The 14,837-nt window shown below is 58.2% G+C and carries 9 protein-coding genes; 5 read left to right on the forward strand and 4 right to left on the reverse strand.

The window, feature by feature from the left end:
• Positions 1 to 49: 49 nt before the first annotated feature.
• Genes eno through QQJ98_RS12025 form a run of 3 tightly spaced genes read right to left on the reverse strand, consistent with a single transcriptional unit; the run spans position 50 to position 2,678 of the window.
• The gene (gene eno / locus QQJ98_RS12015; RefSeq protein ID WP_284325561.1) at positions 50 to 1,327 is read right to left on the reverse strand and encodes a phosphopyruvate hydratase; all 1,278 of its coding nucleotides are present in this window, start codon (positions 1,325 to 1,327) and stop codon (positions 50 to 52) included.
• Positions 1,328 to 1,370: 43 nt separating this feature from the next.
• Positions 1,371 to 2,264, reverse strand: coding sequence for a DMT family transporter (locus QQJ98_RS12020; RefSeq protein WP_284325562.1), 894 nt, complete (start codon positions 2,262 to 2,264; stop codon positions 1,371 to 1,373).
• A 3-nt stretch (positions 2,265 to 2,267) separates the two neighbouring features.
• Complete coding sequence (locus QQJ98_RS12025) at positions 2,268 to 2,678, reverse strand: Fur family transcriptional regulator (protein WP_284325563.1); 411 nt, start codon at positions 2,676 to 2,678, stop codon at positions 2,268 to 2,270.
• 122 nt (positions 2,679 to 2,800) lie between these two features.
• Between QQJ98_RS12025 and QQJ98_RS12030 the strand changes: the two genes are divergently transcribed.
• The 5 genes from QQJ98_RS12030 to QQJ98_RS12050 all read left to right on the forward strand — a co-directional run bounded on the left by QQJ98_RS12030 (position 2,801) and on the right by QQJ98_RS12050 (position 11,939).
• Positions 2,801 to 3,676, forward strand: a complete 876-nt coding sequence (locus QQJ98_RS12030) for a DMT family transporter (RefSeq protein ID WP_284325564.1) — start codon at positions 2,801 to 2,803, stop codon at positions 3,674 to 3,676.
• Positions 3,677 to 4,116: 440 nt separating this feature from the next.
• Positions 4,117 to 7,806, forward strand: coding sequence for a vitamin B12-dependent ribonucleotide reductase (locus QQJ98_RS12035; protein ID WP_284325565.1), 3,690 nt, complete (start codon positions 4,117 to 4,119; stop codon positions 7,804 to 7,806).
• Positions 7,807 to 8,423: 617 nt separating this feature from the next.
• Complete coding sequence (locus tag QQJ98_RS12040) at positions 8,424 to 10,460, forward strand: catalase (RefSeq protein WP_284325566.1); 2,037 nt, start codon at positions 8,424 to 8,426, stop codon at positions 10,458 to 10,460.
• Between the two features lie 320 nt (positions 10,461 to 10,780).
• The gene (locus tag QQJ98_RS12045; protein WP_284325567.1) at positions 10,781 to 11,272 is read left to right on the forward strand and encodes a hypothetical protein; all 492 of its coding nucleotides are present in this window, start codon (positions 10,781 to 10,783) and stop codon (positions 11,270 to 11,272) included.
• A gap of 34 nt (positions 11,273 to 11,306) precedes the next feature.
• Positions 11,307 to 11,939, forward strand: coding sequence for a hypothetical protein (locus QQJ98_RS12050; RefSeq protein ID WP_284325568.1), 633 nt, complete (start codon positions 11,307 to 11,309; stop codon positions 11,937 to 11,939).
• 495 nt (positions 11,940 to 12,434) lie between these two features.
• On the opposite strand, the gene glgX is transcribed toward QQJ98_RS12050, so the two are convergent.
• Positions 12,435 to 14,507, reverse strand: coding sequence for a glycogen debranching protein GlgX (gene glgX / locus QQJ98_RS12055; protein ID WP_284325597.1), 2,073 nt, complete (start codon positions 14,505 to 14,507; stop codon positions 12,435 to 12,437).
• Between the last annotated feature and the right edge of the window lie 330 nt (positions 14,508 to 14,837).

A 14,837-nucleotide genomic window follows, 5' to 3' on the forward strand; every position in this document is an offset into this window, starting at 1 on the left:
AGCCACGCAAAGCATCGCCCTGCGTGGCCTGAAAGATCAGCGAAAAACCTTAGCCGCGCAGGATTGAACGTCCCGCAAACTCAGCGGTTTCGCCCAGCATTTCCTCAATCCGGATCAGTTGGTTATACTTCGCCATCCGGTCCGAGCGCGACAGCGACCCGGTTTTGATCTGGCCGCAGTTGGTCGCCACTGCCAGATCGGCGATGGTGTTGTCTTCGGTCTCGCCCGAGCGGTGCGACATCACATTGGTATAGCGCGCACGGTGCGCCATATCGACGGCTTGCAGCGTCTCGGTCAAAGTGCCGATCTGGTTGACCTTCACCAGCATCGAGTTGGCCACACCCTGCTTGATGCCCTCGGCCAGACGGCGCGGGTTGGTCACGAACAGATCGTCGCCCACCAGTTGGATCTTGCTGCCCAATTTGTCGGTCAGCAGCTTCCAGCCCGCCCAGTCATCCTCGGAACAGCCGTCTTCGATCGAGATGATCGGATAATCCGCCGCCAGACCAGCCAGAAAATCGACGTTTTCTTCGATGGACAGCGATTTGCCTTCGCCCTTCATCTCATAACGCCCACCCTTGAAGTATTCGGTGGCCGCGCAATCCAGCGCAAGGAACATATCCTCGCCGGGTTTGTAGCCGGCCTTCTCAATCGACTTCAGGATGAAATCCAAAGCGTCACGCGCCGAGCTCAGACCGGGCGCAAAGCCACCCTCATCACCCACGTTGGTGTTATGGCCCGCCGCAGACAGCTCTTTCTTCAGGGTGTGGAACACTTCCGAGCCCATCCGAATGGCCTCTTTCACGTTCGCAGCCCCAACCGGCATGATCATGAATTCTTGAATATCAATCGGGTTATCAGCATGTTCGCCGCCGTTGATGATGTTCATCATTGGCACTGGCAGCATCCGCGCCGAGGTGCCGCCGACATAGCGGAACAGCGGCTGGCCGGTGAATTCTGCCGCTGCCTTGGCCACAGCCAAAGACACGCCAAGAATGGCATTTGCGCCCAGACGCGATTTGTTCGGCGTGCCGTCCAATTCGATCATGGTGCGGTCGATGCCGACTTGCTCGGTTGCATCAAAGCCGACAATTTCTTCGGCCAACTCGCCGTTGACGGCGGCCACAGCCTCCAGCACACCCTTGCCCATGTAGCGCGATTTGTCGCCATCGCGGCGCTCATTCGCCTCGTGCGCGCCGGTCGAGGCACCCGATGGCACCGCCGCGCGGCCCATCGCGCCGCTTTCCAGCAGCACATCAACTTCTACAGTGGGGTTGCCGCGGCTGTCGAGAATCTCGCGGGCGTGGATATCAATGATCGTGCTCATGTCTGGCCTCCGAATGGGCGGAAATGGTGCTCTCTTGGGCGTCTTAGCCCAAGGGTGCGTTCAAGGAAAGCGCGCGTTTGCGGGCGCGCTCGCGTGCAAAGGAATAAAGCCCCGAGGCCACGATAAGCGCCGAGCCGCACAATGTTATGACATCGGGATATTCGGCGAAAACCAGCGCCCCGATCAGCACCGCAAACACCAGCCGCACATAGCGGAAGGGGGCTACGACCGAGACTTCGCCGATCCGGGTCGCCCCGATGATCGCCCAATAGCCCGCAGTGCCAAACACCAGCGCCCCGATCAAAGCATAGCTTTCCCAAAGCGTTGGCACAGCAACCTCACCCGAACCTGCCATCATCAGCGCGCCAAGCAAGGCCACCGACATCAGCCCCCAGGTCGAGATTTGTGCGGTTGAAGTGTCTGCGGGGATTTTGCGTGCCATCAAATCGCGCAGGGTCAGACCAATCACCGTGATCAGCACCCAAAGCGCCTCTGGGCGAAAGCCATCCAAGCCGGGCCTGATCACCAAAATCACCCCAGCAAATCCCACCGCAATTGCCACCCAGCGCCGCCAGCCGACTTTTTCCTGCATGAACAGCGCCGCAGCCATCGTCACCGCCAAAGGCAAGGCTTGCAGCACAGCCGACACCGTCGACAACGGCACGGTCGCAAGGGCTGTGATATAGGCAAATGTGCCGACCATTTCACCCAAGCCACGCGCCAAAACAGCCGGATGCAACGCAGCACGATTGAACACCGGCCGACCTTCATGCCAGGCCATCAGCGCGAAGATCACCACGCCAAACACGCCCGAGATAAAGATGATCTCGCCAATCGGCAGGCTTTCAGCCGCCATTTTCAGAAACATATCTTCAAGCCCGAACAGGGCCATCGACACCACCATGAACAGGATGCCGCGCAGGTTATCAGAGGCCAAAATCTATCCCTTCTTGACCGGTACGCCAAGCAATTCCAGCCGATGCCCGATCAGCCGATAGCCCAGCCGCGCCGCGATCCGCTCTTGCAAAGCCTCAATCTCGGGATCCACAAATTCAATGACTTGGCCCGTATTCACATCAATCAGATGGTCGTGATGGTCGCGCTCTGCATCTTCATAGCGCGCACGGCCATCGCCGAATTCCAGCCGCTCCAGCAGGCCCGCTTCCTCGAATATCTTGACGGTGCGATAAACCGTCGCCAGCGAGATTTTCGGATCAACCTGCACGGCACGCGCGTAAAGTTCTTCGACATCCGGGTGATCGTCGGCCACTGCAATCACCCGTGCAACAACGCGGCGCTGATCGGTCATCCGCAAGCCTTTTGCGACGCCGCGCGAGATCAGGTCGGTCATGGCAAAGCTCTCCCTCTGAATAGGCCCGCGTGTAAGGGAAAGCGCGCGGTGCTGCCAGCGATTTTGCGTGGCTTGACTTCGCAGCGGGTGCGCCAGAGGTTGACGCCAAAACGAGGATCAAGATGCGCAAAGAGCGACTGGACAGGGTAGGGCTTGCGGCCCTGATTGCGGTGACTTTGCTGCTGGCGGTCAATCAGATCGTGGTGAAAGAGGTCAATCGCGGCCTTCAACCCGTGTTTTTCGCTGGCGCACGCTCGGCTTTGGCGGTGGCGTTCGTGTTTGCATGGCTGCAATACCGTGGCTTGTGGCATCGGGTTCGCTGGGCAGATCTTGGACCCGGCCTTGCGATCGGTGCGGTGTTCGCGGCCGAGTTTCTTTGCCTTTTCATGGCTTTGGATCTGACAGCTGTTGGCCGTGCCTCGGTTATCTTTTACTCGATGCCGCTTTGGCTGGCGGTTGCCGCACATTTCTGGCTGCCGAACGAGCGGATCACCCCCAAGCGTGGGTTTGGGCTGGGCCTTGCCTTCATCGGCACGGCTTGGGCGATTCTGTCGAAAAGTCCATCAGGCCATGCCAGTGTTGCAGGCGATATCTTGGCGTTGGTTGGCGCTTGGGGCTGGGCAGGCACCGCGTTTTTGGCGCGCAAAACCCGGCTACGCGAGGCCGGACCAGAGGCGCAATTGTTCTGGATGGTGTTGATTTCAGGGCCAATCTTGTTGGCGGCCAGCCCGCTCTTCGGCCCGCTGATCCGCGATGTGCAAGCGATGCATTGGGTCTGGCTGGTGCTGCAGGCGGGCGTGGTGGTGGCGGGTGTATTCATCACTTGGCTGTGGCTGTTGTCGGTTTATCCAACCTCGACCGTCGCAAGCTTTTCGTTTCTGACACCGCTGTTTGCGATAATTTTGGGCTACTTCATTTTTGACGAAGCGTTGTCTTTTGGCCTCATGATGGCGGCCGGTTTTGTTGCTGCGGGAATCATTCTGATCAATCGACGCTAGGCTTGCGCTGGCTTTGCAGCCTGTGGAGGAATCATCCCGCTGCAACACGATCTGAACCAAACCGCGCAAAGGTGCAGCACGGCTTGGGTTTTTGCGGCTGTTAAGATTTCACATGAAGCACAAGGCGCATGCGCTCTGACACATCTTCTCACATCGGCGTGATGGCACGGCTAGACATTGGGTTTAGGTCAAGCACAAAATCTTGTGGGTAGGTGCAATAAATCCGTTGATGCCTGTTCGGATTTACGACAAGTTGATGACGCGCCGTTACTGGCCACAAGATGTAGTGTGCCAGTGTATTTCCAAAGCTCACCGTCGCGCCCCGAAATATAGGGATGCACAGCCAAACTTCGGCTGCGGTGAGATGGAAAAAGCCAAGGCGAAAGACTTTGACAAGGACGCGGCTCAGCAGAATCCGCGCCGAAACATGGGACAGGCAGATGAAAATCGAGCGGAAGTTTACCACCGAAGCAACCGGTGCATACGGCGCGATGGCGTTCTCGACGACGGTGTCGGAAATCCGCAATCCGGATGGCACCGTGGTGTTTCGCAACGAAGCCGTAGAGGTGCCTCAGGGCTGGAGCCAGGTGGCATCGGACGTTCTGGCGCAGAAATACTTCCGCAAAGCAGGTATCCCGGCGGCGCTTAAGCGTGTGAGAGAACGTGATATTCCCAAATTCCTGTGGCGTTCGGTTCCTGACGAGGATGCTTTGGCCAAACTGCCGCCCGAGCAGCGTCTGGTTGGCGAAACCTCGGCCAAACAAGTGTTCGACCGCTTGGCTGGTGCATGGGTCTATTGGGGCTGGAAGGGCGGCTATTTCACGACCGAAGGCGATGCAAAGGCCTATTATGATGAGATGCGCTTTATGCTGGCGCGGCAGATGGCGGCGCCCAACAGCCCGCAATGGTTCAACACCGGGCTGCACTGGGCTTACGGCATTGATGGGCCAAGCCAAGGCCACTACTATGTTGATCACGTCACGGGCGAGCTTACTAAATCTAGTAGCGCTTACGAGCATCCCCAGCCGCATGCTTGCTTCATCCAATCGGTAAAGGATGATCTGGTCGGCGACGGCGGCATCATGGATCTGTGGGTGCGTGAGGCGCGGCTGTTCAAATATGGCTCTGGCACTGGCACCAACTTTTCCAGCTTGCGCGGTGAAGGCGAAAAGTTGTCGGGTGGTGGTAAATCTTCGGGCCTGATGGGCTTTTTGAAGATCGGCGACCGTGCGGCAGGGGCGATCAAATCGGGCGGCACCACGCGGCGCGCGGCCAAAATGGTGATCTGCGACATGGATCACCCCGATGTCGAAGCCTTTGTGAACTGGAAAGTCATTGAGGAACAAAAGGTTGCAAGCCTCGTCGCAGGCTCCAAGGCGCATGAGCTGAAACTGAACGAGATTTTCACCGCGATCCGCCAATGGGATGGCTCGGCCGAGGATTCGGTTGATCCGGTCAAGAATCCGGCCCTGAAAGCTGCGATCCGTTCGGCCAAAAAGGCCATGATCCCTGACACTTACACCAACCGCATCCTGCAATATGCGCGCCAAGGTTTCACATCCATCGAATTCCCCACCTATGACGTGGATTGGGATTCCGAGGCTTACATCACCGTCTCCGGTCAAAACTCGAACAACTCGGTCCGCGTCACCGATGCTTTCCTGACCGCTGTGAAGGACGATGCCGATTGGGCGCTGATCCGCCGCACCGACGGCAAAACCGCCAAGACCTTGAAAGCCCGTGATCTTTGGGATCAGGTTGGCCATGCCGCTTGGGCCTGCGCCGATCCGGGCATCCAGTTCCATGACACTGTGAACGCTTGGCATACCTGCCCGGAAGACGGTGCCATTCGCGGCTCGAACCCGTGCTCGGAATACATGTTTCTTGACGACACCGCCTGTAACTTGGCCTCGATGAACCTTCTGACCTTCTTCAAGGATGGAAAATTCGACGCCGACGCCTATATCCACGCGACGCGCCTTTGGACGCTGACACTGGAAATCTCGGTCACGATGGCGCAGTTTCCCTCGAAAGAGATCGCGCAATTGTCCTATGATTTCCGCACCTTGGGTCTGGGCTATGCCAATATCGGCGGGCTTTTGATGAACATGGGTCTGGGATATGACTCCACCGAGGGCCGCGCTTTCTGTGGCGCTTTGACCGCGCTGATGACCGGGGTTTCCTATGCAACCTCGGCGGAAATGGCGGGCGAACTGGGCGCCTTCAGCGGCTATGCCCGCAACGCTCAGCATATGCTTCGGGTGATCCGCAATCACCGCGCGGCGGCTTACGGCAAAACATCGGGCTACGAGGCGGTAAACGTCAATCCTGTGGCCTTGGATGCCGCCAACTGTCCGGATCAGACGCTGGTGACACTGGCGAAATCGGCGTGGGACGAGGCGCTGACCTTGGGCCAAGCCCATGGGTTCCGCAACGCACAGACCACCGTGATTGCCCCCACCGGCACCATCGGTCTGGTGATGGATTGCGACACCACCGGCATCGAGCCTGACTTTGCACTGGTCAAGTTCAAGAAACTGGCGGGCGGCGGCTATTTCAAGATCATCAACCAATCGGTGCCAGCCGCTTTGGAAAAGCTGGGCTATTCCACCTCTCAGGCCGCTGAAATCGTGGCTTATGCGGTCGGTCATGGCTCGATCGGCAATTGCCCCGGCATCAACACCACCGCTTTGGTCGGCCACGGCTTTGGCGCGCGCGAGTTGGAAAAGATCGAAGCCGCGTTGCCTTCGGCTTTCGACATCCGCTTTGTGTTCAATCAGTGGACGATTGGCGAAGATTTCTGCAAGAAAACCCTCGGCATCCCGGCGGAAAAACTGGTGGACCCCAGCTTTGATCTGCTGCGCCATCTGGGCTTTACCAAGGCGCAGATTGATGCCGCGAACGACCATGTTTGCGGCACGATGACGCTGGAAGGCGCTCCGTTCCTGAAGCCCGCGCATTATTCTGTGTTCGATTGCGCCAATCCTTGCGGTAAAACCGGCAAGCGCTATCTGTCGGTGGAAAGCCATATTCACATGATGGCCGCCGCGCAGTCGTTCATCTCAGGCGCAATCTCCAAGACCATCAACATGCCGAATTCGGCCACCATTGCCGAGACTTTGGCAGCCTATGAACTCAGCCATTCGCTGGGGATCAAAGCAAACGCACTTTACCGCGATGGCTCGAAACTGTCGCAACCCTTGGCTTCGGCTTTGGTGGAAGATGATGAAGAGGCAGAAGAAATTCTCGCCACCGGTTCGGCGCAAGAAAAAGCTGCCGTGCTGGCCGAGAAGATCGTCGAGAAAATCATCTACAAAGATATCATCCGCACCAACCGCGACAAGCTGCCGGAGCGCCGCAAGGGCTACACCCAAAAAGCCATCGTCGGCGGCCATAAGGTCTATCTGCGCACCGGCGAATACAGCGACGGCACCTTGGGCGAGATTTTCATCGACATGCACAAGGAAGGCGCAGGCTTCCGCGCCATGATGAACAACTTCGCCATCGCGGTCTCGGTTGGTCTGCAATACGGCGTGCCTCTGGAAGAGTTTGTCGAGGCCTTCACCTTCACCAAATTCGAGCCTGCGGGCATGGTGCAGGGCAATGATTCTGTGAAAAACGCCACCTCTATTCTGGACTACATCTTCCGCGAGCTGGCGATTTCCTATCTGGATCGTACCGATCTCGCCCATGTCAAACCCACCGGGGCGTCGTTTGACGATCTGGGTCGCGGCGAAGACGAGGGCAAGCGCAACATCTCCGAGCTTTCGGACCAAGCCGCCACGCGCGGGCTGGAAGTGCTGAAGCAAATCTCGTCCACCGGCTATCTGCGCAAGCGCCTGCCGTCGGAACTGGTGGCGCTGCAAGGCGGCATGGGGGCGATGGCTTTGGCGAATGGCACCGATCCGGTGTCGGCGCTGAACATGCTGATCCCTGAAACCGCACGCTCCCTGAGCGGCGCTGGGGCGACAGCCCTTGCCAGCGGCACCGTGACAATGGACGCGCGGGTGAAAGCGAAAATGCAAGGCTACGAGGGCGATCCCTGCGGCGAATGTGGCAACTACACGCTGGTGCGAAACGGCACCTGCATGAAGTGCAACACTTGCGGCGGCACGAGCGGGTGCAGCTGAGTTTGTAAGAAACTGTCTGTAAATTGGGGCATAGTTAGCGCAAATCGGCTGACTATGCCTTGGGTCCGACCTTCGGGAACCGCAGAAAAGCCCATGGAAACATGGGCTTTTTCTTTGTTTTGCAACAAGTGCCGAAGCTGGCCGAAACCGATAGGCTTTCTGCCCTTCCGCCCTGCCAACTGCTGATCATAAAGCCTCCCTGCGGCACAAAGAGGCGCAGGCTCGCTTTCGGGCTGAAATGGCGGACAGGCTGCGCGCTTCGAGGGCAGATGCCGAGAGGTCAATCCCCGATCCGCGCAAGACTGACGGTGAAGTTCGTGCAGAAGGCAGGCGATGCATTGCCGCTCTATTAACTATCACTTCTGAAAAGCTGATGGCGCAGGACAACCACCTTTGTCACGTTATTTGGCCCCATATTCCTGATTTTGGCCGAATCTCGCTATTCTCGATTTGCTCGAGTTCGATGATCAGGAACCAATTCCCTCTGACATCGTTTTCAGACGTAGCCGCATTGTGATCCAACCTTGCTCGTTACCCGCGTCTCATCTTCAATGCCAATTCTTGCGGCTTGTCGCGGCTCAGCACCCAGTCAGAAAGGCAGCAAAATGGCGCGTCCTATGTACAATACCGAAATCGGAAATGCAGGCGAAACCCAGCAAAAGGGCGGGGAAGCTTTGACGACCAACAGCGGCATGCCGATTTCTGACAACCAGAACAGCCTGCGTGCGGGTCACCGCGGCCCGACCCTGTTGGAAGATTTCATCCTGCGGGAAAAGATTTTCCACTTTGACCACGAACGCATCCCCGAGCGTATCGTGCACGCCCGCGGCTCGGCAGCGCATGGCTATTTTGAATGTACTGATCCGATCCCAGAACTGAGTCGAGCTGCGCTGTTTGCCGAAAAAGGTAAGAAGACACCGCTGTTCACGCGGTTTTCAACCGTGGCTGGCGGGGCAGGGTCGGTTGACACCCCCCGCGACGTGCGTGGCTTTGCGGTCAAATTCTACACCGAGGAAGGCAATTGGGATCTGGTCGGCAACAACATCCCGGTGTTCTTCATCCAAGACGCGATCAAATTCCCAGACCTGATCCACTCGGTCAAGATGGAGGCCGACAAAGGCTATCCGCAAGCCGGTTCGGCGCATGACACGTTCTGGGATTTTGTCTCGCTGATGCCAGAAACCATGCACACCGTGATGTGGGCGATGTCTGACCGTGCCATCCCGCGCTCGCTGCGGATGATGGAAGGCTTTGGCGTGCATACGTTCAAGCTGGTGAATGCCAAAGGCGCTGCAAGCTTTGTGAAATTCCACTGGCGCCCGCGTTTGGGCACGCAATCCCTTGTCTGGGATGAAAGCGCCAAGCTGCAAGGCGCCGACAACGACTACCACCGTCGCGACCTGCACGAGGCCATCGCTGCAGGTGATTTCCCGGAATGGGATTTCGCGGTGCAGGTGTTCGATCAGGCACTGGCTGACAGCCTGCCCTATGATGTGCTCGACCCCACCAAGATCATCCCAGAAGAGATCGTGCCGCTGCGGGTGATTGGTCGCATGGTGCTGGATCGCAACCCCGACAACCACTTTGCCGAGAATGAGCAAGCTGCGTTTCTGCCCTCTAACATTGTGCCGGGCATCGACTTTTCCGATGATCCGCTGCTGCAAGGGCGGCTGTTTTCCTATCTCGACACGCAGAAATCCCGGCTGGGGACGACCAATTTCCATCAGATCCCGATCAACGCGCCGAAATGCCCCTACGCCAACATGATGCGCGATGGTCTGATGCAGACCGCCGTGCCAAAGGGGCGCGCGAATTACGAGCCGAACAGTCTGGACCTTGCCGCTGAAGATCCCGGCCCACGCGCCAGTGCCTCGGGCTTTATGACCGCACCGCAAGAGGTTGCCGGAGAAAAGCTGCGCATCCGCGCCGAAACCTTTGGCGATCACTACAGCCAGCCGCGCATGTTCTGGCACTCGCAAACCGAAAACGAGCAAGCCCATATCGCTTCGGCTTTTGTGTTCGAGTTGTCGAAGGTCGGGTTGGACCATATTCGCAGCCGCGTTCTGGCCAATCTGCAAAACGTCGATCCGGGGCTTGCGCAGCGGGTTGCGGATGGCATCGGGATGGATTTGCCCGCAGCAGCGAAACCGTTCCGTGCACCCGTAGAACTTGCACCATCGGATGCGCTTTCGATCCAGAAGAACTGGAAGCCGACGCTGCAAGGCCGCAAGATCGGCCTGCTGTTTGGCGAAGGCTCGGACAAGGCCGAGATTGACAAGCTGATCGCGGCGATCAAGGCCGAAGGTGGCAGCGTTTTCACTGTGGCACCCAAAGTGGGAATGCTGAAGCTGAAAGGCGGAGAGATGAAGGCCGACGGCCAACTGGCAGGCTCGCCTTCGATGCTGTTTGATGCGATCGCGATGATCCTGGCACCCGATGTGGCTGAGAAGCTGGCCAAGGATTCTGCAGCCGTGGGCTTTGTCAACGAGGCTTTCGTCCACCTGAAGGCGATCGGGCATTGCAACGGATCGAAGGTAATTCTGGCGCGGGCTGGTATCGAACCAGATGCGGGCGTTGGCCATTACAGCAAACTGCCCGAAACCGCCAAGCACCGCTACTGGGCGCGCGAGGCGACGATCCGCGATCTGGCCTGAACCTGCGCGCCCTGCTTCGGTCTAGAGCAGGGCGCGATAATTGGTTGATAAAGCAACCGGTCGATAAAGCATATGTGCCGGTGGTGTTCAGATCAGTTGATCTGCATGCCCCGGCATATTTTATTTATGGTCTTGAAACTGACGCACAAACGAAATTTATCTGCCTGAACTTTGCATCGTAATAGGCAATAATCCGCTATATATTATCTTCGGTTGTATAACTAGGCAATCGCCCGGAACTTAATCACCGCCACTGTGTTTTCCTATCACCTGAGCAGTCGCAATTCATCATTGCGCCAATCATTCCAAGGAGGAACATCATGCGTGGATTTCAAGCAAGTATGCTGAGCGCGGCCTTTGTCGTCACACTGGGCGGCACCGCATTTGCACAGACCGAAACAGTGGCACCCGCCACGGCGCCTACGGCAGATTGCGATGCGCAATTCACCGCTTTGGATGCTGATGCAAACGGCTACCTGACCGATGCCGAAGCGCCGCGCGAATTCGCCCGTGCGCGCGTTGACGCGATGACCCCGGAAGCCAGCGGCATCAGCAAAGCCGCCTTCCTCGAGATGTGCGGCTCGGAAAACTGGGCGCAGAACACCCCGGAAGAAGGCGCACCCTTTGAAGGTGCCAACAGCTTTACCGAAGAGCAGGCGCGTGACCGTGCGGTGGCTTGGAACGTCACCGAAGTCTCGGCCTTGACGCTGGACGACAAAGGCATCTGGCGCGGCATCGGCAAGGTGGACGGCGCCGAAGTCTCAGTTGCCGTGGACTACAAAGGCAACGTCGTCACCACGCCGAAAGCCTAAGCGCGCGCAATAAACATCAGAATTGGAGAAAATTATGGCTGTAACAACAAAAGTCTATGACGACTACGCCACCGCACAAGCTGCGATGTCGAATGTAAATGCGCTTGGCCTGCCGGGCGTTGACGTGTCGCTGATCGGTGACGAAGGCTTTCGTGATTACGATCAGGGCCTGATTCAGCGTGATGCGGTGACTGGTCGTGTCGTAACTGTCAACACCGATGCCGATGCCTCGGGCACCGCGACCGGTGCGGGCATTGGGGCCGTGATTGGCGGCAGCGGCGGTCTGCTTGCCGGTCTGGGCTTGCTTGCCATTCCGGGCGTGGGCCCGGTGGTTGCGGCGGGCTGGCTGGCTGCGACCGCAGTGGGTGCCATCGGTGGCGCGCTGGCGGGTGGCGCTGTTGGTGCGATTGTCGATCTGGGCCTGTCCGAGGAAGATGCTCCGGTGTTTTCCGAGGCCATTCGTCGGGGTGGCGTGGCCGTCAGCGTCCGCTTCCCGGAAGAGCATCGCAACGCCGTTGTAACGGCGCTGGACAACACCCCGACGCGCTCGCTTGAAGATCGTCGTATCGGGTATGAGGCTGAAGGCTGGCGCTCGGAAGAAACCGAGGAAGAACGCCAGATCCGTTTGCGCGCTACCCGGCCACTTGATCCACCGATGGGTTTCTAAGCACATCGGATCGGTGTTAAAAAAATCCTTGGGGCCACGCCAATGTGGCCCCAAGCTCATGGCAGTCATATTTTATTCAGAAGAGCAATTATTATGGATCAAAGATCAGCATAATATACGTGGAACGATGATATATTAAAGTATCTTTGATTTTCCGTCCAAAAATCGAATATTTCTTTTAGCTAAAAAGCCAATTATGGCAGTTTTAGATCCCATGTTCGTGTGGAAATATGAATTGCTCCCGCAGCAGCATCGCGCGGCATGGTCTCAGCACTGCTGTGTGTTCTCCTGCGCAGTCTTGCACTGTGGGTGACGCCTGAAAGAGCTGCGGTCCGGTGGCTATGATCGGATTTCAATGAGTGCGAAAAGCACACCGTCTCGCGAGAAACACGCATCTGGTCGCGTTCAGGCATAGATCAGCAGCACCAAGGAATAGCGGCTGAGGATCAGCATTGTCCGAGTATGTCCGCGCCAAGACGCAGGCCCTTCAGGCGATCACGCGGGACGGTTACTGCGTTCAAAGACCGTCACCGACTGCCAATCCACCTCTACCGCGGTTTCCACGACCTCATCCATACCCACCGGAGTTTGCGTGGTGTCGATCCGCTTGGTCCATCCGCCTTCTGGCAGCGTTATGATAATTCGGTCGGCGGCGTTAAGGCAGATCAGCAGATCAGGTTGCTCGGGGCGCGCCAGCCGCAGCATGACGCAGGACGCGCCTTCCGCCTGCCAATCTTGTTCGGTCATCGCGCCACCACGCGGATGCAGCCACTCTGCAACCATCGCATCCTGCGCTGCACCATCGCCCAGTGCAAAGGCTGCCCGCGACAGTCCGATCTCTTTGCGGAACGCCAGCAGGTCGCTGACCGCCGTGATCAGATCCTGATCTGCCTTTTCCCAGCCAAGCCATGTCGTCTCGTTATCCTGACAATAGGCGTTGTTGTTGCCGCCCTGCGTCTGGCCAAATTCATCGCCCGCAAGGATCATCGGCACGCCCTGCGACAGCGCCAGAGTGGCCAACATCCCACGCACCCGGCGGCGACGCGCCTCTAGGATGCCCGCATCCTCGGTCGGCCCCTCTGCACCCAGGTTGTGCGACAGGTTGTTGGAATGGCCATCCGCGCCATTTTCGCCATTCGCCGCATTGTGCTTGTCGTCATAGGCCACAGTGTCCGCCAGTGTGAAACCGTCATGGGCCGCCAGAAAGTTCACCGAGGATGTCGCAGGGCGGTTCGAATGATTGAACTGCGTGGGTGACCCCAGCAAGCGTTGCGAGATTTGCGGTGCCATCCCGCTGTCGCGCCGCCAGAACGCCCGCATATCGTCGCGCGCCTTGTCGTTCCATTCGCGGAACGGCCACGGAAAACCGCCCACCTGATAGCCACCCTCGCCAATATCCCACGGCTCGGCGATCAGTTTCACCTTTGACAGCACCGGGTCTTGCCGGATCGCATTAAAGAACGCGCCTTCGCGTTCAAAGCCTGACGGCTCGCGCCCAAGCGTCGAGGCGAGATCAAAGCGGAAACCATCGACATGCATCGCCTCCACCCAATAGCGCAGGCTGTCGAGCACCATGCGCAGCACCATCGGATGCGCGATGTTCAGCGTGTTCCCGGTGCCCGTGGTGTCAAAGCCGTGGCGTGGATTTTCCGGCGACAGCAGATAATAGCTGGCGTTGTCAATGCCGCGGAACGACAGTGTCGGCCCAAGCTCGTTGCCTTCGGCGGTGTGATTGTAGACCACATCCAGAATAACCTCGATGCCTGCGGCGTGAAAGCGGCGGATCGCCTGCTTTACCTCGCGGATATAACCGGATTTCAGATAGGGCCGGTTCGGGGCAAAGAAGGAAATCGTGTTGTAACCCCAATAGTTTGACAGGCCCTTCTCCACCAGATGACGGTCCTGCACAAAGCCGTGGATCGGCAGCAATTCTATCGCTGTAGCGCCAATCCGGTGCAGATGCGCGATCACCGCGTCGCTGGCCAGCCCGGCAAAGGTGCCACGATCGGCCTCGGGCACCTCGGGATGCAGTTGTGTCAGACCTTTGACATGCGCCTCATAAACCACCGTATCTTCCCAAGCATGGTTCAGTGCCTTTTCGGCATCCCAATCAAAGCTCGGGTCTGCCACCACGCATTTTGGCATGAAAGGCGCCGAGTCGCGATCGTCCAACTGGGTATCTGACCCGCCAACCGGATAGCCGAACAGCGCATCGTCCCAAACCAGATCGCCGGTCAGTTCATTTGCATAGGGGTCCAGCACCAATTTGGCGGGGTTAAAGCGGTGACCCTGCTCTGGCGCGAAAGGGCCATGCACACGGTAGCCATAAGCTTGTCCCGGCCCGATGCCCGGCAGATAGCCATACCAAATGCCGCCCTCCATCTTGGGAAGGTCAAGCCGCTGGATCTCCACCTGACCTGAGGCATCGTAAAGGCAAAGCTCTACCCGCGTCGCATGTTCCGAAAACAGCGCGAAATTTGTGCCCTGCGCATCGGCAACCGCGCCAAGCGTGTCACTGCGCCCGGCAGACATATCGAACGCGGCAATCTGCTTCGGCTGATCCAGCATGGCGGTGGTGTCCTTTGTGAATAATGCGATCATCAAACGCGCCCCACCGCGCCCGGTTCCGCTGCGTTGCAGAAAGATATCCGACCCGACTAAGCAGCCCCGCCATGATCACGCGGCCGCAGCATTGCCCACCCCGCCACCCGCACTTGCGGCAGCGATTGGGGCACTTCTGCCAACGAACGCCCCATGCTCCGCCAAAACCACGAATAACGGCAGGCCAGCAAACCCGCGCCTAAGCCTTTGACCGCAAATAAGAACGCGCAGCGACCGTGACCTGCCACGGGATTTTTCCTCCATCTGCGACTAGAGTCCTCCCCAAGGAAGGGACGG

This window comes from Cypionkella aquatica (genome assembly GCF_030161095.1).
Taxonomy (GTDB): Bacteria; Pseudomonadota; Alphaproteobacteria; order Rhodobacterales; family Rhodobacteraceae; genus Cypionkella; species Cypionkella aquatica.